Below are 20,658 nucleotides of genomic sequence, written 5' to 3'. Positions count from 1 at the left end.
CTGTTTATTGCTTCGTTGCTTGAATTAAGCTACCAATTGGGGCCGATTCTCCCGCTTCGAGGAGGTCGACAATCCGACTTCCGACAATGACACCATCACAATGAGGCAATAGCGCCTTGACTTGTTCTGTTGAGGCAATGCCAAATCCTGCCATTACAGGTACCGTTGTCTTTGTTCTCAACTCCGCCAAAAAGTCATAAATGGCCGGATTAAAGGCCCGTCTTTCACCGGTGACACCTTTAACTGTCACCGCATAAATAAAACCACGCGCTTTTTTTAACATTTGCGTTAAGCGTTCGCCAGTTGATGTTGCTGTTACTAACGTAATCAATAAGACATCATGCGCTTCGAGCAATTGCCGTAACTGATGACTCTCTTCAAACGGCATATCGGGTACAATCACGCCCGACACGCCATTTCGTTGACATTGCTGGGCAAACGATTCATAACCAATCGCAAAGAGCGGATTTAAGTAAGTCATTAAGACGATTGGTGCCGGTTTAGCCGTTATCGTTCCAATCGTCGTTAGTAAGCCTTGCAAAGTAACACCTGCGCGTAATGCCTTCAAACCTGCGGCTTGAATGACAGGTCCATCTGCTACGGGGTCAGTAAAAGGAACACCGATTTCAACAATTGTCGCCCCTTGAGCAACCAGTGTTTGATAGTCTTTGACTAATGTTTGGTTGCCCATCATGTAAGCGATAAAGGCTTTGTTTGTCGTTGCTAATGTCGTCTCAATTGCATTCATCAGTGGTTCCTCCTTTTTCAAACCGTTCTTTTAGCTGGGCGACATCTTTATCACCACGACCAGATACGGTGATTACCATGATTTCTTCCGGTGACATATCGGCGGCGATTTTTAGCGCGAGCGCAATTGCATGGGCGCTTTCAAGTGCTGGAATAATCCCTTCTTGGCGACACATCACACTAAAGGCAGCAACCGCCTCGTCATCGGTGACCGCATGGTACTCGGCCCGCTTCAAATCATGCAACAAACTATGCTCAGGCCCTACACCAGGATAATCCAACCCGGCCGAAATCGAGAAAACTTCGCTCACTTGACCGGCCTGATCTTGCAATAAGTACATGAGTGAGCCATGCAGTGCGCCCACACTGCCTTTCGTTAAGGTCGCTGCATGTTTGCCTGTTTCAATACCCGACCCACCCGCTTCGGCACCATATAATTTAACGGTGGTATCTTCAATGAAGGGATAAAACGTCCCAATTGCATTCGATCCGCCACCGACACAGGCCACTAAGGCATCGGGTAAACGTCCTTCTTTTTCGTGGAGTTGTTGCTTGATTTCAGTCCCAATCACACTTTGAAAATCACGAACCATTTGTGGAAAGGGATGTGGCCCTAAGACGGAACCCATTAAATAATGGGTGTCATCAACATGAGCAACCCAATAGCGGAGTGCATCATTGACCGCATCTTTGAGTAAACCTTCACCGCTTGAGACAGATACCACTTTTGCCCCTAATAGTTCCATTCGAAAGACATTCAATGCTTGACGAGCGACATCTTCCTCCCCCATGAAAATAGTACACTCCATATCAAACAAGGCACAGACGGTCGCTGTTGCAACGCCGTGTTGACCTGCCCCTGTTTCAGCGACAATTTTACGTTTGCCCATCCGCTTCGCGAGCAAGGCTTGACCGAGGGCATTATTAATTTTATGTGCGCCAGTATGATTTAGATCCTCACGTTTCAGATAAATTTTCGCACCACCAACATACTTTGTTAAGCGTTCTGCCAAGTAAAGTGGTGTTTGTCGACCGACATAGTCTTTTAAATAATAGGCCAATTCTGCCTTGAAGTCTGGATCCTCTTTATAGCGGTTATAAGCCTCATTGAGCTCGAGCACTGATTGCATTAATACTTCGGGCACATAGCGACCGCCGTAGCGACCAAAATGGCCATCTTCATCTGGATAAGTGTAAGTCATTATTGTTCCTCCTTCGTTAGTTGCTGCACAGTTGTGATGAATTGAATGATTTTATTGCTGTCTTTGCTGCCGTTTGTTTCAACACCACTGCTAACATCAACGACAGCTGGTTTTACAATCCGAATCGCCTCGCTTACATTGGCAGCGGTTAAGCCACCTGCAAGCCATAGCGGGTGAGCTCCAGCTGTAATCGCTGACCAATCAACGACCTTGCCACTACCCGGTGTCGGAGCATCGATGAGTTCTGCGTACACAGCGTTGGAGACAGGCGGTTCCATTAGGGAACGTGCTTTAATGAGTGGTCGCTCCAGTAATAAGTCAGACGGAAGTGCGCCATGAATTTGCACAAAGTCTAAACCGATGACCGCTATTGCCTCTTGAATAAAGACCGCTGTTGGTTCAAGAAACACCCCCACAACCTTCGCGTTGCCAGCCATTTTGCGCAGGTTTGCCGCCTGTGCAAGACTCACTTGGCGTTTGCTCGGGGTTAACACAAAACCAATGTAATCGGCACCAGCCTTCGCTGCCGCTGTCACTGCTGCTACGGTCATCAAGCCACAAATTTTAACAGCCGTCATCGAAACATCACCTGCAGTGCATCGGCATCACGCATCATCCCTTCACCGATTAAGACGCCATCAACCCCAGTCGCTTTAATGGTGGCGATATCTGGCACATTTAACATGCCACTTTCTGAAATAACAGTAATCGTCGGCGGAATTAAGGCACGTAAACGGGCAGTAGTCGCTAAATCAACGGCAAAGGTTTCGAGGTTACGATTATTTATGCCAATTAAACGCGGATTGAGCTTGAGAGCCACTGCGAGTTCGCCCTCATCATGAACCTCAATTAACACATCCAATTCCAACGCTCTTGCAAAGCGATAAAGCGTCGCAAGTTCAGTTGGAGTTAGTGCCGCCACAATTAAGAGCACTATGTTTGCCCCAGCACTTTTGGCTTTTAAGAGATGCGCTGTCGTTGTGATAAAGTCTTTACATAGAATAGGCAGTTGCACTGCCGCGCGAATCGCCTCTAAATCGCTAAAATCACCCTTGAAATAATACGGTTCACATAGCACGGAAATCGCGCTTGCGCCTAAGGCCTCATAACGCTTTGCCTGTGCCACAACATCGACCGTGGCATCAATTATTCCCTTTGAGGGTGATGCCCGTTTGATTTCAGCAATCAGACGAAAGTCCGGGGCAGTTGGTGTCAAAAAAGGGGCTTTGTTAGCCATGCTCAAGTGCAATTGTTCCGATTGATAGCCTTTGACGCGGTCGCTATTTTTGGCAATAATTTCGGTTAAAATACTCATCATCCAATCGCCTCCGTTGTCGTTTGTAAGTAATGTAATTGTTCGGCGGCGCGCTGTGAATCAATCGCTTCTTCTGCAAGTTTCACTCCTGCAGCAAAAGTGTCCGCCAGTTCAGCTGCCACTAATCCGATTGCACTGTTTAAGACAACCGCATCACGATAAGGGCCTTTTTTACCCGCCAACACCTCGGTCAAAATCGTCGCATTCGTAGCGACGTCTTTACCTTTCAACGTCTCGTTGCCCTGTTGTCTAAAGCCGAGTCGTTGCGGATTTAAGGTTGTTAATTGATAGCTGTTGTTTGCAATGATGGCTAACTGATTGTCACCCGCAAGCGAGGCTTCATCTAGCCCACCATAGCCATGAACGACAATGGCTTTTTTTCGACCTAGCGCAACGAGCACTTTTGCCATCGGTTCGACTAAATCTGCACGATACACACCAACGACTTGATAATCGAGGGCATAAGGATTTGTTAATGGTCCGATAATATTAAACACTGTCGGAATACCCAATGCTTGGCGTACACGCATTACTTGTCCGAGGTGTGGATGAACATGAGGTGCGAATAAAAAGGTCATCCCTGTCGTTGCTAATTGATGGTCAATCACGGCTGGCGTCGCGTTCAATGACACATTTAAGGCCTCAAGCACATCGGCGCTGCCACTCTTGCTTGAGATGGAACGATTGCCGTGTTTCGCTACTTTAACACCTGCACCTGCTAGTACGAACGCCGCGGTTGTCGAGATGTTAAAGGTGCCTGAGCGATCACCGCCTGTGCCACAGTTACACATTAATTGACGATGTCGTTGCGGTAACGGCAAGGCATGAGCTCGCATCGCTTCGACAATACCCGCGATTTCAGCGGCTGTTTCACCCTTCATTTTTAAAGCCATTAAGAAGGCTGCGATTTCACTATCTGTCAATGACTGATCGAACAATCGATTGGCCGCTAACCGCGCTTCTTGCTGTGAAAGATGCTCGCCAGCGCTTAATTTATTTAAATATTCAGTAAACGATATGTGGGAGCGGGCCCGTTGCACAAAATTATCAATTAAACGTTGGCCGGCTGGGGTGCCGATCGATTCAGGATGGAACTGGATGCCATAGAGCGGCAGGCTGCGATGTTGAATCGCCATAATTTCACGATCATCATTGGCGCGAGCACAATCTCAAACGTGTCTTCAATCTTGGTTTCATCGACTACGAGTGAATGATAACGCATCGCTTCAAAGTCAGCGGGCAGTTGTTTAAAGATGCCAACTTGCTGATGACTAATCGTACTTGTTTTTCCGTGCTTGATTTGCTCAGCTTGATTCACCTGATAACCAAAGGCTTGAGCTAATGCCTGATGGCCTAAACAAATCCCTAACATCGGTATTTTAGCACCTAATTGTTGAATTAGTGGCAAACAGATGCCCGCATCTTCTGGACGTCCTGGTCCTGGTGATAAGACAATCCCACTCGGTTGGAGCGCTTCAATCGCTGCAACCGTCAAGGCATCGTTGCGAACAACCTTGACTTCTTCACCGCTTAACAGCAGTTGATGATACACATTATATGTAAATGAATCGTAGTTATCAATTAGTAAAATCATTTCGTTACCTCCATTAAGGCCTTTTGCCTTGTTGAGCGTTTCTTCATATTCGGTTTGTGGCACTGAATCTAAGACGACTCCAGCACCGGCTTGCACGTGTAAGACCTTATTCGTCGCCACCATTGTGCGGATTGCAAGTGCAAAATCCATCGCGCCATTATACGAAAAGTAGCCGACACCACCGCTGTAGATGCCACGTTTGACCTGTTCCATTTGGTTGATTAAGCGCATCGCGGCAATCTTGGGCGCACCACTTACAGTGCCCGCTGGCAAACTCATGCGCAGCGCATCAAACGAATTATACTCGGGCGCAATCACCGCTTCAACCGTCGAAACAATATGCATCACATCGCTGTATTTCTCAACTTTTTTAAAAGAAGTAACGGCCACCGTTCCTTTCGCGGCAATCCGACCAATATCGTTACGGGCGAGATCGACCAACATCGTATGTTCCGCTACCTCTTTTTGATCCGCCAGTAAGTCAGCCGCAAGGATATCATCTTCTGCTGCGGTTTGACCACGACGACGAGTACCTGCTATCGGCTTCATCGTCACTTGCTCACCATGTAAGGCCACAACACTTTCAGGTGATGAACCGATAATGAGACAGTCATCCATTTCTAAATAATATAAATACGGTGACGGATTCCGTCGTTTTAAACGCCGATACAGTTCAAACGCATCACCTTCATAAGGCGCACTTAGCCGTTGCGAGGGCACCACTTGAAAAATATCACCTCGCTTAATTGCCGCTTGCGCCTGTTCGACCATTGCCTCAAAGGCTGTTTGACCAACATTACTCGTAAAGTCACCGACACTAACTTCCCCTTGGGTGACACGTGACTCTGCTTTTAATAAGCGTGCGAGCTTTGCACTGTTTTCTGCAGACCGAACACTCGTAACAAATACTTTTTGTTCAATATGATCAAAAATAATGACTTCTTCATAAAAATACAACTGTGCTTCAGGTAAATTTAATGGGTCCGGTAGATAGTTCCCGATTTCTTCGTATTGATGAATCGTTTCATAACCAACGTAGCCCAGGGCACCACCGATGAACGGAAAATGCTCATTTTTAACTTTTGTTTGTGCCATCACAGCTTCAACTACTTCTAAAAACGGCTCTGAGGCTGTCACACCATTATGGGTGACGGTCCCATTCATTAAGGTCGTCTTCGCCACCGGATTTTGACAGATGAATGAGTAGCGACTATTAAGACCAAAGCGGAGCGAACTTTCGAGCAAACATTTATTTGACCCGTTTAACTGTTTAAAAATACGGACTGGTGTAAGTTCATCCGCTTCAATTTCATTGATGAATAATGACATGTTGACGCCTCCTTTTCGTTAGTAGTTAAAACAAAAAAACGTCCTCTTACAAAAAATCATACTGATTTCTTGTAAGAGGACGTTTAATCGCGGTGCCACCTCTTTTAGTAAACAACAAAAGATAGCTTTTGTTGTTTACTCACTCTTCGGATACTACCATATCCTATCTCTGTAACGGGAGAGCCCGTATTCGCTTACTACTTTCAGCGAATCTCTCGAAAGTCCATTCAACCGGCGTATATTGATCGGCTCTCACTGTCCCGACTCGCTCATCAATATATCATTCCGACCTACTACTCTTTCTCAACGATTTTTTCTGCTTAACTAACTTAGTTATTATCTTACCTTGCTTTCACTTTAAAAGCAAGCCTTTTAATCTATAAAAATAATTTCTTCCATCACTTCGATGTCTTCATTCAATGATTGAATGACCGGGCAGTTGCCATGAATCAGACGTAAAGCTTTTTTAATTTTAACCTGTTGCTCACTCGCTGCACGCATTGTAAACGTCACTTCAATCGCATTAATTGGCATAGCTTTATGAGCTTGATCACGCTCATATTCGACTTCTGTTTTAATGAATTCGTAAGCTATTTGTTGTTTCGTTAAAATACTTTCTAAAACATAATTGGCACAGCTTGCCACTGCTAAAACGGTAACTTCGACGGGTGAATAACCGACTTCTTTTTTCAATACGAGTTTTCCATCAGGTAACGCAATTTCAAGCCCGTCTTGACCAGGTACTATTTCCATCATCTGTTGTCATCTCCTCTAACTGCTCTGTATGTTAGCTTTAATTATAGGCTATTTGCCAGAAATAACAACTGAGATGTTCTGTTGTTGTTAAAAGACAGAAAGATTATACTTTTTGACGAGTGCCATTAGGAAGTGAACACCTGCAACACTGTTTCCAACTTCGTCAATCGCCGGCCCATATAAACCGATGCCAATCGGACCTTCGAGTATTTCAATCGCACCGCTTTTAACGACCGCAATAATGGCACCAGATACACCACTTTTAGCGGGCAAACCCACAAAGGCAGCAAACTTACCGGATGAATTATACATCCCACAGGTTAACATCAATGCCTTCGATACTTTTAAAATCGCACCGTCAATACAAATCCGTTCATTTTGACCATCTTCCGCAAAGAAAAGGGCAATTTGAGCGAGGTCACTCACTGTTACCTCAATCGAGCATAATTGCAAGTAAGTTTGAATCGCATTTTCAACACCTGCTTCTAAATAACCATTGGCCTTTAAAATATAAGCAATTGCTCGGTTATGATCGGCGGAATCATATTCTGACTGGTAGGTTTTTTGGTTAATTGTCACTTCTTTTTGCAAAAGTGTTTCTAAAAAAGTCAGCACAGTGGCGACTTTGTCGGTCGGCGTGTCACCCGGTAACATCGATGCCACCGTAATCGCACCGGCGTTTATCATCGGATTAAACGGTTTCGTGTTGGCGCTCTCGAGTCGAACAATCGAGTTAAACGAATCGCCCGTTGGCTCGACATCAACATAGTCCATCATCCGTGTCAGCCCATGATAATCAGCCGCCAACATAAAACTAATCACTTTCACGACACTTTGCAACGTAAATAAGGTGTCGGTTTCTCCATAGGCGTAGCTTTGCCCTTTATCTGTCAGACAGACTGAAAAATGCGCGGCATCTGCCTCAGCTAAGGCCGGGATATAGGTCGCAACCTTTCCTTGAATGGTCGTTTTACGACTTGTTTCAACCAATTGTTCGAGTAGTTGTTGCATCAGACACCTCTTTCATCAGGTACGAGCGAAACGTACGGTTCACCGTTAAGCCTCGTTTTAAGTTCAGCTTTGGCAGCCGGTATAATCGCCGAATCTGTAAGCGACGCAATCGCGGTATTGACCATTAATTCAGCCGCTTGCATCATCCCTTTGTGACCGACTGTGGTATTGCCATGGGAGACAACTTGCCACGTATGAGGTGGCGTCCCCATTGTCCAACATGCTGTGGCGACTTGAACTGTCGGCACCTTCCAACTGACATCTCCCACATCGGTCGATGCCATCATCGTACTTTCGGGTAATAGTGGTAGCGGGTAGTGATTTAGTTTTTTATCAGCTAACGCCTGCACCAACACATCGGGGAACAACGCAGTCGCTTCAGCCTGCGTCTGCGGATCAAATGTTTCAAAAATCGCTGACGCATATGCATATTCCTCCGCTGTATACGTTACTGGCGTAATCTTTTCAAGTTGTGCTTGCATGACATTGGCTAAGACAGTATTCGGAATTAAGTTTGATGCAGCTCCTTTAAAGTGGTAGTTCATTGAGGTTTCGGTCATTAATGCCGCACCTTCCGCAATTTTTTTAACCCGTTCAAACACTGACATCACCTGCGCTTTTTTGGGCGCTCGAATTAAATAAGAAACCTCTGCCTGTGCTTGCACGACATTAGCAGACAGTCCGCCTGCATTGGTAATCGCATAATGCATCCGCACATCACTCTCAACATGTTCTCGCAAGAAATTGACACCGACATTCATTAATTCAACCGCATCTAACGCGCTCCGACCAAGATGTGGCGCAGCCGCCGCATGGGCACTCTTCCCCTCAAAACTAAAATCAACGGCATAGTTCGCTAGGCTCGAAATGTTCATGACCGCGTTGACGGTATTTGGATGCCATGATATCGCTAAATCAACATCGTCAAAGACGCCCGCTTTTGTCATCACTGCTTTACCAGAACCCGCTTCTTCTGCGGGACAACCATAAAAACGCACAGTAATCGGTGCATTGGTCGCTTCGATATAAGCTTTCAAAGTAATTGCTGCCGCAAAAGAGCCAACACCTAATAAGTTATGACCGCAGCCATGACCATTTCCCGCTTGTTCAAGTGGTTGGTAGGCAGTTGCACCACCTGCTTGACTGAGATTAGATAACGCATCGTATTCGCCTAAAAAGGCGATTACTGTTGGTCCCGTTCCAAACTCACCTTTAACGGCTGTTTCAAGTCCAGCAACGTTACGTTCAACAGAGAAGCCTTCGTCATCCAATGCCTTTGCCATCAACGAAACCGCGTGTTTTTCGTAATAATAAACTTCCGGTACTTCCCAAATCGCATCGCTTAATTGCGTAAATTCCGTTTTCTTGCCATCTAAAAACGCCTGTGTATTAAACATTATAGAACCCCTTTTCATTATCTTATATACATATACTTTATTCAAAACTGCCTCTCAAAGCAAAACCAACAACCAGGATTAATTAACCAACTAACTTCCGTTTATAATACCATATTAGTAGTAAACTATTAAATCATTCCTCCTTATTTAACACTATATTAAATTCCCTTAAAATAAAGCAAAATTGACGATTTTAAGAGCAATATCATTTTTTATCGCAGAAAAGGGTTGGCAAGTTTATGTTACAGTCTTATACTAGTAGAGAATGGAGTGAGAAACGTGTCAGAATTTAATTTAACAAAACAATACATTGAAGAAACTTGCAGTTACGAGCCTGATTTTTTCCATCAAATAAGAGATAGCATTATCGCTGCCGGCATTAATGAAATGAGTATTGATGCTGATTCAGCCCAACTGTTGCGAGTACTTATTAAAACAGCGGGCGTAAAAAAAGTATTAGAACTTGGAACCTTAGGTGGTTATAGTGCTATTTTATTTGCCTCTATTTTACCGCACGATGGTCATGTTACAACGATTGATAACGACATTCGCTACCAACCACTCTCCAAAGGAAACGCTGAAAAAACCGGTTATAAAGACAAAATCACCTTTATTTGTAACGATGGTTTAAAAGCGATGGAAGCCTTAGCTGCTGAAGGCGAAACATTCGACTTCTTCTTTATCGATGCGGCTAAAAACAGCTATATTAACTACTATGAATGGGCTTTGGCAATGGCAAAACCAGGTTCGTTAATTGTAGCGGACAACACCCTTTGGAAAGATGAAGTACCTGACCCTGATAAAACATCAAATCCGATTCGGGCGATGCGCCGTTTCAATGAGTATGTCGGCAAAGACGATCGTGTTGATGCGATTATTACAACGACAGGTGACGGTATGACTATTGCCCGTGTGAAATAAATCCCATCAATGTTCAGCATATATTTTAAACAGGTTTAACTATTAAAGAACAGCCTCTAACTTCAGTCTCACCCCACCACAAGCGCTTGTGGTGGGTTTTTCATTACGATTGATCACTTGAATGAGTGTCAACCGACGTACTCAATAACAACATGTTCGGGACACAGATAGCCGCACAGGCCATTAACAAATAACAGACACTCACATAAGAACCATCCGTATAATCAATCAGAAACCCGATTACGACAGGGGTCGCAAACCCGGCCAGTTGCCCACCTGTATTCGCAATCCCCATCGCTGTTCCGACGACCGCCTGTGGCAGAGCTTTCAGCAAAATACTTGGTAATAACACAACGATATACGTAATAAAGACCATAATCAACGATTGGTAAACAATGAAACCCACGATTGTTTCGGCAAAAAACATCAAATAGAGGCAAATGACAATCCCGGTTGCAAATAAAGCCGCCACTTGTTTGTTGGCTTGGAGCGATAATTTATCAATGAGTACCCCATAACAAAACATACAAACAAGCATGATAAGTCCAGGCACTAATTGCAACAGGCCAACCTCAATTAACGCTAAACCTCTTATATCTGTTAAATATTTTGGCAACCATGAAGTCAGTCCCCAATTCACTGCATAGATAGCAAAAAAAGTCCCTAACAAGAGCCACATTAGCGGACGGTGGAGCAACGATTTAAACACCTTTGCAACGCTAGTCTTTCCCGCCTTTTTCAACGGGGGCACGTCGATGTATCGTCGATAAAGCAGTGTCACAACCAAACCAACTAAACCAGCACAAACAAATACTAACCGCCACCCAATGCTAACAATTAAATAGGAGCCTATCAGCGGAACAAGCACTAATGTTATCGCTGCTGACGCTAATAAGAGCGACATCGCCTTACTCTGATGTTTTTTGGGAAACACTGATGCAATAACCTTTGCGGCGGCTGGTTGAAAACCACCTTCACCAATGCCAAATAAAAAACGGATAATAACCAATAACACGAACGATCCCGCAATTGCGGTTAAACCCGTGAAAATTGACCACATTAATACCGCTGCTACTAAAACAACTTTGGCACCGATCTTATCGGCTAAGATTCCGCCTGGAATTTGCATCAAGGCATAGCCCAAAAAGAAAGCGCTCAAAACCCAGCCTGTTTGCGTCGCGGATAATGTCAGTTCGTCAGCCATATGAATAATCGCGTAATTAATCACCGTTCGGTCTAAGTTACCTAACCCCCAACCAATACACAATAATAGCAACATCGTTTGGCGTGTTTTTTTTTAAAGTTGTTGCCGCCATTGTAACCCTCCTCTCCTTCTTTACATAGCGGATACAGATACTGTTACTCGAGCCGTTAGTTATAACTAGTTTATTTTAAAAATCAGCAATACGTCAATTAATAACCGCACACAAAAAAACTTATCTCGCTTCAATGTCGAGATAAGTTTAATGCAGCTGTATTTAGTCCTAACAGTACTGTCGTCTGTTATTTTTCACGATGTTTCCTAATTGTTGCCACTGAATAAATCAAGAGACCGAGCCAGATTAACGCAAAGCTAATCGCATGCGTCCGAGTAAAAGCCTCATTGTAAATAAACACTCCGAGCAGTAAACTGATGGTTGGTGCAATGTATTGCATAAACCCAAGCATGCTCAACGTCACTTTACGGGCGGTAAAGGCAAATAACAATAACGGAACAGCTGTTACAAGCCCTGAACAAATGACGAGCAACCACGAGACGACTGTTGCATTGTTCGTCACGAAGCTTTGATCACTGAAAATATAATACCCCCATAAAAGTAAAGCAAATGGGGAAACAAACAAGGTCTCAATCGTTAAGCCTTCGATGGCTGGAATATCCATTTTTTTCTTGAGTAAGCCATAAAATCCAAATGAAAAAGCAAGAATAAGCGATAAAGAGGGAAACACACCTAAACTCAAGGTCATCACCATCACACCAGCAAACGCTAAAATAACAGCCACAACTTGCGCACGGCTCAAGCGCTCTTTTAAGAAGATGACACCCAGCACAATACTTACAATCGGATTAATATAGTACCCGAGGCTTGTTTGTAAAATATGATTATGGTTAATCGCCCAAATAAAAACAAACCAGTTCGTCGAAATGAGTAAGGCCACTAATAACATTAGCAGAAACTGTTTCGGGCTGCGAAAAATCGCTTTAATAATAACAGAAAAAGATTGCCATTTTTTCGTGAAAATGACGGCTAACACCATAAATACAGCAGCCCAGATAATTCGTTGTGCTAAAATTTCAAGTGGCAAGACATCCGATAGTAATTTAAAAAAGAGTGGGATAAACCCCCACATCACGTATGTTAATAAACCAGCAAAGATACCGACATTACTTTTTCGCTCCAATTTCTTTCATTCTCCCTTTAATAAAAAAAAGAACAAAACCATAGCGGTCTTGTTCTTTTATTTGTGTTATTTATGCTTCTTGAGCTACAGGATAGACAGAAACTTTCTTCTTGTCACGACCTACGCGTTCGAATTTGACAACACCATCAACTTTTGCGAATAAAGTATCATCGCCACCACGACCAACGTTTGTTCCTGGGAAAATACGAGTTCCACGTTGACGATATAAAATCGAACCCCCGCTTACGAATTGTCCATCAGCACTTTTAGCGCCTAAACGTTTTGATTGTGAATCACGACCATTGGCAGTAGAACCACCACCCTTTTTATGGGCAAAGTATTGAATATTTAATTGTAATAACATATGTTTCACCTCCAGCTATTTTTTATCTGAATAAATTCAGCATAACTTGCTTCTAAGGTAGTGAACTGTGTTAATAGAGCTTCCGCTAACAATTGAACATCCTTTTGAATCTCATCGCTTAAATCAACCGGTAATGAATAATAAAGGTAACCTCCACCATCCTTTTCTTCAATATGTGGGGCCTGGTCGACATGCAAACTAATTGCATTAATCATTCCAAATATCACTGTTGAAGCACCTGCACACACTAAATCTTTACCAGACTCAGCATAGTCAGCGTGACCTGTCATTTCAATTGCAACGATTTTCTCAGTCTCTTTCAATCGGTTTACATTTACTTTTATCACACGTCATCAGTCCTTAATCGTCTTTTACTTAAGCGTTGATTTTACCAATCACGACTTTTGTATAAGGTTGACGGTGACCTTGTGTTTTGTGATAGTTTTTCTTAGGTTTGAATTTGAAAACGATAACTTTCTTTTGGCGACCGTGTTTTTCAACAGTACCAGTTACAGTTGCGCCTTCAATCAAAGGAGCACCAACTTTTACTGATTCACCACCAACGAATAATACCTCGTTGAATGTCACTTCAGCGCCAGCTTCAGCATCCAGTTTTTCAACGTAGATTACTTGGCCTTCTTCAACTTTTAATTGTTTACCACCTGTTTTAATAATTGCGTACATTCTATGCACCTCCTCTTAGTTTACTTAGACTCGCCACTAGCAGGCGACACTGGGTTCTTAATACCTGTAATGCGCGGTTACAGCAGCACGGGTGCTACATACATAACATGTTAAAATATACCATAGATTAACCGAGTCGTCAACGCTATTCTCTTTATTTTTTTATTTCTGCGATGATTTCAATTTCAACGAGGGCCTTTTTCGGCAATGCCGCTACCTCGACACAACTACGAGCGGGACGCACATCACCTAAGGCTGCTGCATATGCCTCGTTAAGTGCCGTAAATTGACTTAAATCGGTCGTAAAGATCGTTGCCTTTACAATATCATTATAGCTGCCACCACAGCTTGCTAGTAGGGCTTTAATGTTTTTCATAACCTGGTCTGTTTGAGCAGTGATAGTTTCACCAACCATTTCACCAGTCTGTGGGTCTAATGGGATTTGTCCCGAAAAGAAGTGAAGATCGCCAACGATTTGCCCCTGTGAATAAGGACCAATTGCCTGTGGTGCATCAAGTGTTTGAATTTTTTTTCATGCTAATTCCTCCTTATCTATTATACGCATTAGTGTATCATAACTTTCATCTGTTTCACCACTGATGCCCATCTAAAAAAATACCCATCCGAAATTATATTCAGATGGATAACCAACACTATTTATTTCTTCCCAAACAGGCGTTTAAAAAAGCCGACTTTATGCTCTTTAATTTGCATTAATGGCACTGACTCTCCCATAATACGACGCGCAATATTGCGGTAACCGAGTGATGCCTTCGATGTATTCGACAACACAACCGGTTGCCCGTTATTTGACGACTCAATCACAGCCTCATCATCCAAAATAATGCCTAATAAATCAATCGCTAAATGCGACGTAATGTCTTCTACCGCCATTGAACGCCCATCTTCAACCATATTGACACGAATACGATTAATAATCAGTTTCGGGGCAGGGAATTCCTTTTGCTCCAAAAGGCCGATGATACGATCTGCATCACGAACAGACGAAATTTCTGGCGTTGCAACAACAATCGCACGATCAGCTCCGGCAATTGCATTTTTAAATCCTTGTTCAATTCCTGCTGGGCAATCTAAAATAATATAATCATAATCGTCGCGGATACTATCCACTAACGATTTCATCTCTTCACCTGTAATTGCATCTTTATCTGAATTTTGTGCGGCTGGTAGCAAAAAGAGCTTACCATCAAATCGTTTATCCTTCACTAATGCTTGGTGTAACTTACAGCGTCCTGTGACAACATCAACGATATCATACACAATTCGGTTCTCTAAACCTAGAATAACGTCTAAATTCCGCAGACCGATATCCATATCAATTAGACAGACCTTTTTACCCTGTAATGCCAGTGCTGTTCCTATATTAGCGGAGGTTGTTGATTTACCGACGCCACCTTTACCAGATGTAATTACTATAGCCTCTCCCACAATTAGCGTCCCCCTTTTTCAGCTGCAAAAATCGACTTTGTATCAGCGTATTGATCCAATGCTTCGATTGTTATATTATTCTCTTTATCTAAGTATGCAATCGATAAGCGTGTAGCAATTGTTAGTGCTTCTTCCTTATCGATTGTTCGTACACTAGAAGCAATTCTTAACTGCGCAGGATATTGGAAACACCCGATGATAACAGCCTTCATGTTACCATTTTTACCCGCATGTATCGTTCCTTTGACTTGCCCCATCACAAACGCGTGTTCAACGACTTCTACATGACCGCCAGGATTTATTTCTCCGACAATAAGCATATGCGCTCCTGATTCAACCAGTTGTCCTGATCGGATTAAGCGCGATAATGGCAATACCTCATCTTCATGTTTCCATTTTTCCGCGGCATTATTAGTCATCACGTTCGTTCGTATTTTACTCACAATCAAATCACTTTTATCATGGATAACGCGAATGATTTTTTCTTGGAATTCTTTTGATAAAATGCGATAGCCTGTTTCAACAGTCACCGGTGTCCGTTTGACTGTCTCGTTGATTTGTTTATTCGGTCTCTTTTCTAACAGGTCATTCAATTCTTTGAAAAGTGTATTATAGCCTGATTCATCCGATAATTGTATGACAATGCCATCCTTAGTCCCTTTTAACTGAACTGCTTTTTTTTTCCATCTTTTGACCCCCTAGAAATTTATGAGTGAATTACAATTTAACCTGTGTCGCTGAAATCCCCTTGTTTTCTCGTTGCCATCGTTTGAGTAGCATTGTAAACGGAAAATAAACAATTAAAAAATATGCCATATTGAATAATAAGGTTGTTGTTAATCGTGATGTAACATACGGTAAAAAGGCAATTGAGACACTTTTCAAACTTGAGAATATCAAGTAAGCTCCAAATTCACTAACGGCAACGCCAAAAATAGACACAAGTAACACCATTAGAAAGGATCCTTGTAAATAGTGTAACAATTTCCCACTGATGTAGACAACTACCGGAAATACTGCAAAGTACACGCCGATAATGCCAATGTTATAAACATCATAAATCAATCCAAGAATTAACGCGTATACAAGCACTTGGTTACGAGGTATATACGCCACCATCATAATAAGCATGACAATAATAAAATGAGGAATGTATTTCGTTGCCCCATAAAAAAGCGTGTGCGCAAAATAAAAGCTGACTGTATTTTCTAAAATAAAACACAGTCCCATTATGATGGGAAGTAGTATTCTTGCAGGTATTTTTTTCATACTAAGCACTCCTCACCTATGACTCAGTATCAATCGTTCTTTTTGCAACGAGTACTGTATCAAAGTCATATAAATCTGCCTCAGTTTTTATATTTGCTGTTTGTGATAAACCAAACTGATCATTTTCGACACTTTCAATTTCACCGACAAGTAGACCACCTGGAAAACGACCACCGTAACCTGTTGTCACTACTTTTTGACCTTTTTTGAATTTTTGATCAATCGGTAATTGTGTCAATTGTATCGTGTTTTCTTCTTTATTATAGCCACTAACAATACCATACGCCTTTTTATTCTCACCTAACTGCACCGCCGCACTAATGCGTGTGCGCGAGTCTGATGAGCTTAACAATTCAACAGACGATGATTTTGCGCTGACTGATTTAATTTTACCGACCAATCCTTTGCCAGTTGTAACAGCCATATTAGGCTTAATACCATCTAAAGAACCCTTATTGATTGTTACTTGATCGAACCAACCATCAGGGTCACGCGAAATAACTAAACCGGAAATCGGTTCAAATTCTGATAGTGTTTTTTTGACATCAGACTGGTTTTTCAAGTCCTTATTTTCTCGTTTTAACGTTACCACATCACTTTGAAGTTGGCCCAACTGTTCGACTTGCTCTTTTAGTGATTTGTTTTCTTCATAGGTTGAAGTTAAATCTCTTACACCATCAAAGAGACCAACAACAAAATTGACCGGTTTAGAGATGATATTCGAGGCAAACCCCACAACATCATACACAAACAATTCTGGTAAAGAGGCATTCTCACGGTCGCGTGAGGTAAAACCAACCAGACTTACAAATAACACTACTGCTACAAGTAGTATTAATAAACGTTTATTTAAGAAAAAACGTGGCATAGTACCAACACCTCAACATATTTAATTTTATCGCGTTATAAAGAATGAATAAGACAGTCATGTACACTGTCTTATTCATTCTGACTATCTACCTTTTTTTGCGTTTTTGAACAAGTTAATGTTATCTAATGATTTACCTGTCCCAACTGCTACACAGTCTAATGGGTCTTCAGCAATCACAACAGGCATGTTTGTTTCTTCGGAAATCAAACGGTCGATATTGTGTAATAAAGCACCCCCACCTGTCAAGACAATACCTCGATCCATAATATCGGCAGCCAATTCTGGCGGAGTACTCTCTAAAGTTGTTTTAACAGCATCAATTACTTGCATCACTGAATCGTGTAAAGCCGTGCAAATTTCTTGAGCAGTAATCTCGATTGTTTTAGGCAGCCCTGTTACAAGGTCTCGTCCGCGAATATCAGTTGTTTGTTTTTCTAAACCTTCTGGATTTGCTGAACCAATTTCCATTTTAATTGCTTCGGCAGTACGTTCACCAATGAGGAGATTATATGTTTTACGGATGTAGTTGACGATTGCTTCATCGAGCTTATCACCAGCGGTACGTTCTGAGACAGCAGTTACAATACCTCCAAGTGAAATAATTGCCACTTCTGTCGTACCACCACCAATGTCTACTACCATACTACCTGTTGGTTCCCAAACTGGTAAGCCCGCACCAATCGCTGCCGCAAACGGTTCCTCGATTGTATAAGCATCACGTGCTCCCGCTTGACGCGTTGCATCTATGACAGCTCGTTCCTCAACGCCTGTTACACCAACGGGAATACAAATCATCACGTGTGGTTTGCCAAGACCCATGCCTTTATTCAATTTATCAATGTAATATTTCATCATCGCCGCGGTAATATCGTAATCAGCAATAACACCATCTTTCATTGGACGAATCGCGACAATATTTCCTGGTGTACGACCAATCATATTGCGAGCATCACTACCGACCGCTACGATTTGACCTGAATCTTTATTGATTGCTACGACAGATGGTTCGCGTAAAACAATCCCTTTTCCTTTTGCATAGACTAATGTATTCGCGGTTCCTAAATCGATACCGATATCTTTACTCCCAAAACTAAACATTTTCCAGACTCCTTTTTTAATGGTAATTTTTATAGTTATCTAATTTACATTTATGAAATGATTAACGTGCTCATTGTTACCGTCACTACTTAATTCATTATATCATACCTTCAGCCAATGACTGTGGCAGACCATGTATAGCGCCTCTTTTCTGATGAAATAGACAGACTGCTGAGACATTTAAAGATAGGACAATTATCAATCATTAAGACAACCTCCGCGCTATCTTAATTATTTTAACATAGCCTTAACTCTTTTTAAATGAATTGTGTGTTAAAAGCTGAATAAATAACCGCATAACCCTCGTTTCAGCTTATTTTCAACAAAATTAGAACACTCGTTCCTTTAATTGCTACTGTTACTATCTTCATTCGCAATCAGTTAATAGTCACCGCGACTAAAACTATAAAAATCACCATCACCAATAATGATATGATCGACTAATCGCACGCCAAGCAGTTCACCACTCTCACGCAAGCGTTTTGTTGCGCTTATATCGGCCTTAGACGGCCTAATATCACCCGATGGATGGTTATGAAAGCAAATAACATTAGCCGCATTATAGTGCAACGCTTTTAAAAACACTTCACGTGGTGAAATTAATACCTCATTTAAACCACCGATATAGAGCGTTTCGCTGTGAATAAACTGATGTTTACTATCTAAATACATACAAATGAAATGTTCTTGCGTCAAATAGCGCATTTTTGGCAAGACGATTCCGACTGCTTCTTCTGGCGATTCAATCGATTGCTTATGCACAAACGATTCAACTGCTAAACGTTTGCCCATTTCGAGCATTGCTAGTATTTGGGTCGCTTTAACTGGACCGATACCTTCTATGGTCATCAATTCTTTATGAGAGGCCTGTTGTAAGTGACTGAGCGTTTCATACTGCCGTAGAACATTTGTTGCTAATTGATAAACCGAATGTTTAACTGTACCTGTCTGCAAGATAATCGCTAATAATTCTTGCGTGGATAATTGTTCTGCCCCATACGCGATTAAACGCTCACGTGGTTGTTCAACTAGCGAATCCACCATCAAAAACACCTCCTGTCATAATAAAATAAGCCATGCTAATAAACGGCACAAAGGGAATCGGCTGACGTTGGCGTTTGAGCATTGTCCACACGAGACCAAGTGCTGCTGCTAAGCCGATTAACCAAATAAATTGTAATGGTGGCACTCCCCACCCTAAGGCTAAAAACAAACAAATATCACCACTACCAATCGCACGGTTAGCACTCAGCCACAGCAACAAACAAACTGCCCCATTAATAACGAAAACTGCTATTACAGCTGTACCATGTAAACTAACCAATAATAACGCCAAAAAAATCACCATTGGGAGCGGAACATGGTAACTCTGCCAATCGACAAACGAGAGCCAAATTAACACAAGATAGACACTGCCTTGAACAATTGCACTGACACTCATATCAAAACCAATTGGAACCAGAACAGCAACAACAACCAATTCACTCAATGGGTAAACCCATTTTAGTGGTTGCTGACAACAAACAGAGCGTCCGCGTAAAGCGCAGAAACTAACGATTGGTATGAGTTGCCACCACTGTAGGATTGAACCACAGTCATCACAGCGTGAACGTCGACGCCATAAGGTATTTTCCGTTGCATAAGCCGTGGCACTCCAATAAATAAACGAACTCAACACATAACCGAGAATAATCATGGCGACTCCTTTTTTCTTTTAAGTATAGCAACAATCAGTGCCTGTGTTATAACTGATTCTCGCGCTTTGACACTGCTAGACTGGCCATAATGCACGCATATTCGTTAAGCACTCCGTCTCTTTAAGCCAAACTAAAAAACCCTCCAAAAAAGAACCTTTTTGGAGGGTTAACAATTATTTCGGTTCTATAATTTATGGTGTTGGTGAATTTTCACTGATGCGAAAAAATATGAAATCATTGATATCCTCCCATCTAGAAGATTACATCATCTCAGAGATTACTTTTCAAATTATTCATCTGAAGCGAGAGCTTCTGTAAAAACGATTGTCATCGATATGAACGCCCCTTACGGGTCTTTAATTAAAGAGGTGTTCTCAAATGCAGATACCATCATCGATCGTTTTCATTTGTCCCAATTAGTAACACGTTCCCTTAATCAAACACGCATTAAACTCATGAACCGTTATGATACTTCAAACTCAGAAGATAAAAAGATTTATCGTAAACTCAAAGCGTATTGGAAATTACTTCTCAAAAACAAAACAGACTTAAGC

The 20,658-nt window shown here is 42.2% G+C and carries 24 protein-coding genes, 1 pseudogene and 2 other annotated features; of the genes and pseudogenes, 2 read left to right on the top strand and 23 right to left on the bottom strand.

The window, feature by feature from the left end:
* Positions 1 to 4: 4 nt before the first annotated feature.
* From trpA to BCAMP_RS07220, 9 genes are all read right to left on the bottom strand, one after another.
* Complete coding sequence (gene trpA / locus BCAMP_RS07260) at positions 5 to 748, bottom strand: tryptophan synthase subunit alpha (RefSeq protein ID WP_035314788.1); 744 nt, start codon at positions 746 to 748, stop codon at positions 5 to 7.
* Complete coding sequence (gene trpB, locus BCAMP_RS07255) at positions 735 to 1,949, bottom strand: tryptophan synthase subunit beta (RefSeq protein ID WP_035314787.1); 1,215 nt, start codon at positions 1,947 to 1,949, stop codon at positions 735 to 737. The genes trpA and trpB overlap by 14 nt, the downstream gene beginning before the upstream one ends.
* On the bottom strand, positions 1,949 to 2,527 hold the full coding sequence (locus tag BCAMP_RS07250) for a phosphoribosylanthranilate isomerase (RefSeq protein ID WP_035314786.1): 579 nt from the start codon (positions 2,525 to 2,527) through the stop codon (positions 1,949 to 1,951). The genes trpB and BCAMP_RS07250 overlap by 1 nt, the downstream gene beginning before the upstream one ends.
* Complete coding sequence (trpC, locus tag BCAMP_RS07245) at positions 2,524 to 3,267, bottom strand: indole-3-glycerol phosphate synthase TrpC (RefSeq protein WP_051456954.1); 744 nt, start codon at positions 3,265 to 3,267, stop codon at positions 2,524 to 2,526. Before trpC ends, BCAMP_RS07250 begins: the two co-directional genes overlap by 4 nt.
* Complete coding sequence (gene trpD / locus BCAMP_RS07240; RefSeq protein ID WP_084038664.1) at positions 3,264 to 4,400, bottom strand: anthranilate phosphoribosyltransferase; 1,137 nt, start codon at positions 4,398 to 4,400, stop codon at positions 3,264 to 3,266. Before trpD ends, trpC begins: the two co-directional genes overlap by 4 nt.
* On the bottom strand, positions 4,316 to 6,187 hold the full coding sequence (trpE, locus tag BCAMP_RS07235; RefSeq protein ID WP_051456953.1) for an anthranilate synthase component I: 1,872 nt from the start codon (positions 6,185 to 6,187) through the stop codon (positions 4,316 to 4,318). The genes trpD and trpE overlap by 85 nt, the downstream gene beginning before the upstream one ends.
* Positions 6,188 to 6,259: 72 nt before the next feature.
* Positions 6,260 to 6,503: a binding site (T-box leader), on the bottom strand.
* Positions 6,504 to 6,559: 56 nt separating this feature from the next.
* On the bottom strand, positions 6,560 to 6,943 hold the full coding sequence (locus tag BCAMP_RS07230) for an OsmC family protein (RefSeq protein ID WP_051456952.1): 384 nt from the start codon (positions 6,941 to 6,943) through the stop codon (positions 6,560 to 6,562).
* An 87-nt stretch (positions 6,944 to 7,030) separates the two neighbouring features.
* Positions 7,031 to 7,954, bottom strand: coding sequence for a glutaminase A (gene glsA / locus BCAMP_RS07225; protein WP_035314784.1), 924 nt, complete (start codon positions 7,952 to 7,954; stop codon positions 7,031 to 7,033).
* Entirely contained in the window at positions 7,954 to 9,351 is a 1,398-nt protein-coding gene (locus tag BCAMP_RS07220) for an amidohydrolase (protein WP_035314783.1), read from the bottom strand. The genes glsA and BCAMP_RS07220 overlap by 1 nt, the downstream gene beginning before the upstream one ends.
* A 279-nt stretch (positions 9,352 to 9,630) precedes the next feature.
* On the opposite strand from BCAMP_RS07220, the gene BCAMP_RS07215 reads away from it, so the two are divergent.
* Positions 9,631 to 10,272: an O-methyltransferase gene (locus BCAMP_RS07215; RefSeq protein ID WP_051456950.1), complete on the top strand. Its 642-nt coding sequence runs from the start codon at positions 9,631 to 9,633 to the stop codon at positions 10,270 to 10,272.
* A 103-nt stretch (positions 10,273 to 10,375) separates the two neighbouring features.
* On the opposite strand, the gene BCAMP_RS07210 is transcribed toward BCAMP_RS07215, so the two are convergent.
* The 14 genes and pseudogenes from BCAMP_RS07210 to BCAMP_RS07150 all read right to left on the bottom strand — a co-directional run bounded on the left by BCAMP_RS07210 (position 10,376) and on the right by BCAMP_RS07150 (position 20,103).
* A complete protein-coding gene (locus tag BCAMP_RS07210; RefSeq protein WP_035314782.1) occupies positions 10,376 to 11,551 on the bottom strand; it encodes an MFS transporter in 1,176 nt (391 codons plus the stop codon).
* Between the two features lie 224 nt (positions 11,552 to 11,775).
* The gene (gene rarD, locus BCAMP_RS07205) at positions 11,776 to 12,672 is read right to left on the bottom strand and encodes an EamA family transporter RarD (protein WP_035314781.1); all 897 of its coding nucleotides are present in this window, start codon (positions 12,670 to 12,672) and stop codon (positions 11,776 to 11,778) included.
* Between the two features lie 70 nt (positions 12,673 to 12,742).
* A complete protein-coding gene (gene rpmA / locus BCAMP_RS07200) occupies positions 12,743 to 13,036 on the bottom strand; it encodes a 50S ribosomal protein L27 (protein ID WP_035314780.1) in 294 nt (97 codons plus the stop codon).
* A gap of 5 nt (positions 13,037 to 13,041) precedes the next feature.
* Positions 13,042 to 13,383, bottom strand: coding sequence for a ribosomal-processing cysteine protease Prp (locus BCAMP_RS07195; RefSeq protein ID WP_035314778.1), 342 nt, complete (start codon positions 13,381 to 13,383; stop codon positions 13,042 to 13,044).
* 28 nt (positions 13,384 to 13,411) lie between these two features.
* The gene (rplU, locus tag BCAMP_RS07190; RefSeq protein ID WP_035314776.1) at positions 13,412 to 13,720 is read right to left on the bottom strand and encodes a 50S ribosomal protein L21; all 309 of its coding nucleotides are present in this window, start codon (positions 13,718 to 13,720) and stop codon (positions 13,412 to 13,414) included.
* Positions 13,721 to 13,736: 16 nt separating this feature from the next.
* Positions 13,737 to 13,809, bottom strand: a sequence feature (ribosomal protein L21 leader region).
* 65 nt (positions 13,810 to 13,874) lie between these two features.
* Positions 13,875 to 14,246 (bottom strand): Rid family detoxifying hydrolase, encoded by a 372-nt coding sequence (locus BCAMP_RS07185; protein ID WP_035314775.1) that lies wholly within the window; start codon positions 14,244 to 14,246, stop codon positions 13,875 to 13,877.
* Between the two features lie 131 nt (positions 14,247 to 14,377).
* On the bottom strand, positions 14,378 to 15,169 hold the full coding sequence (gene minD, locus BCAMP_RS07180) for a septum site-determining protein MinD (RefSeq protein WP_035314774.1): 792 nt from the start codon (positions 15,167 to 15,169) through the stop codon (positions 14,378 to 14,380).
* Positions 15,170 to 15,171: 2 nt separating this feature from the next.
* The gene (locus BCAMP_RS07175) at positions 15,172 to 15,636 is read right to left on the bottom strand and encodes a septum site-determining protein MinC (protein ID WP_408605186.1); all 465 of its coding nucleotides are present in this window, start codon (positions 15,634 to 15,636) and stop codon (positions 15,172 to 15,174) included.
* Positions 15,613 to 15,828 (bottom strand): annotated as a pseudogene (locus BCAMP_RS15055) (hypothetical protein); the annotation flags it as partial. The pseudogene BCAMP_RS15055 and the gene BCAMP_RS07175, both read right to left, overlap by 24 nt.
* 58 nt (positions 15,829 to 15,886) lie before the next feature.
* On the bottom strand, positions 15,887 to 16,438 hold the full coding sequence (gene mreD / locus BCAMP_RS07170) for a rod shape-determining protein MreD (protein ID WP_051456948.1): 552 nt from the start codon (positions 16,436 to 16,438) through the stop codon (positions 15,887 to 15,889).
* A 16-nt stretch (positions 16,439 to 16,454) separates the two neighbouring features.
* On the bottom strand, positions 16,455 to 17,306 hold the full coding sequence (gene mreC / locus BCAMP_RS07165) for a rod shape-determining protein MreC (RefSeq protein ID WP_035314773.1): 852 nt from the start codon (positions 17,304 to 17,306) through the stop codon (positions 16,455 to 16,457).
* An 84-nt stretch (positions 17,307 to 17,390) separates the two neighbouring features.
* Positions 17,391 to 18,407, bottom strand: a complete 1,017-nt coding sequence (locus BCAMP_RS07160; RefSeq protein WP_035314771.1) for a rod shape-determining protein — start codon at positions 18,405 to 18,407, stop codon at positions 17,391 to 17,393.
* Between the two features lie 381 nt (positions 18,408 to 18,788).
* A complete protein-coding gene (gene radC, locus BCAMP_RS07155; RefSeq protein ID WP_035314770.1) occupies positions 18,789 to 19,451 on the bottom strand; it encodes a RadC family protein in 663 nt (220 codons plus the stop codon).
* Complete coding sequence (locus BCAMP_RS07150; RefSeq protein WP_035314769.1) at positions 19,432 to 20,103, bottom strand: prepilin peptidase; 672 nt, start codon at positions 20,101 to 20,103, stop codon at positions 19,432 to 19,434. Before BCAMP_RS07150 ends, radC begins: the two co-directional genes overlap by 20 nt.
* 207 nt (positions 20,104 to 20,310) lie before the next feature.
* On the opposite strand from BCAMP_RS07150, the gene BCAMP_RS13530 reads away from it, so the two are divergent.
* The coding region (locus BCAMP_RS13530; protein WP_198015739.1) for a transposase at positions 20,311 to 20,658 on the top strand (348 nt) is incomplete at its 3' end.

It is taken from the genome of Brochothrix campestris FSL F6-1037, from assembly GCF_000525915.1.
GTDB classification, from domain to species: Bacteria; Bacillota; Bacilli; order Lactobacillales; family Listeriaceae; genus Brochothrix; species Brochothrix campestris.
This window is presented reverse-complemented; position numbering and strand designations above follow the sequence as displayed.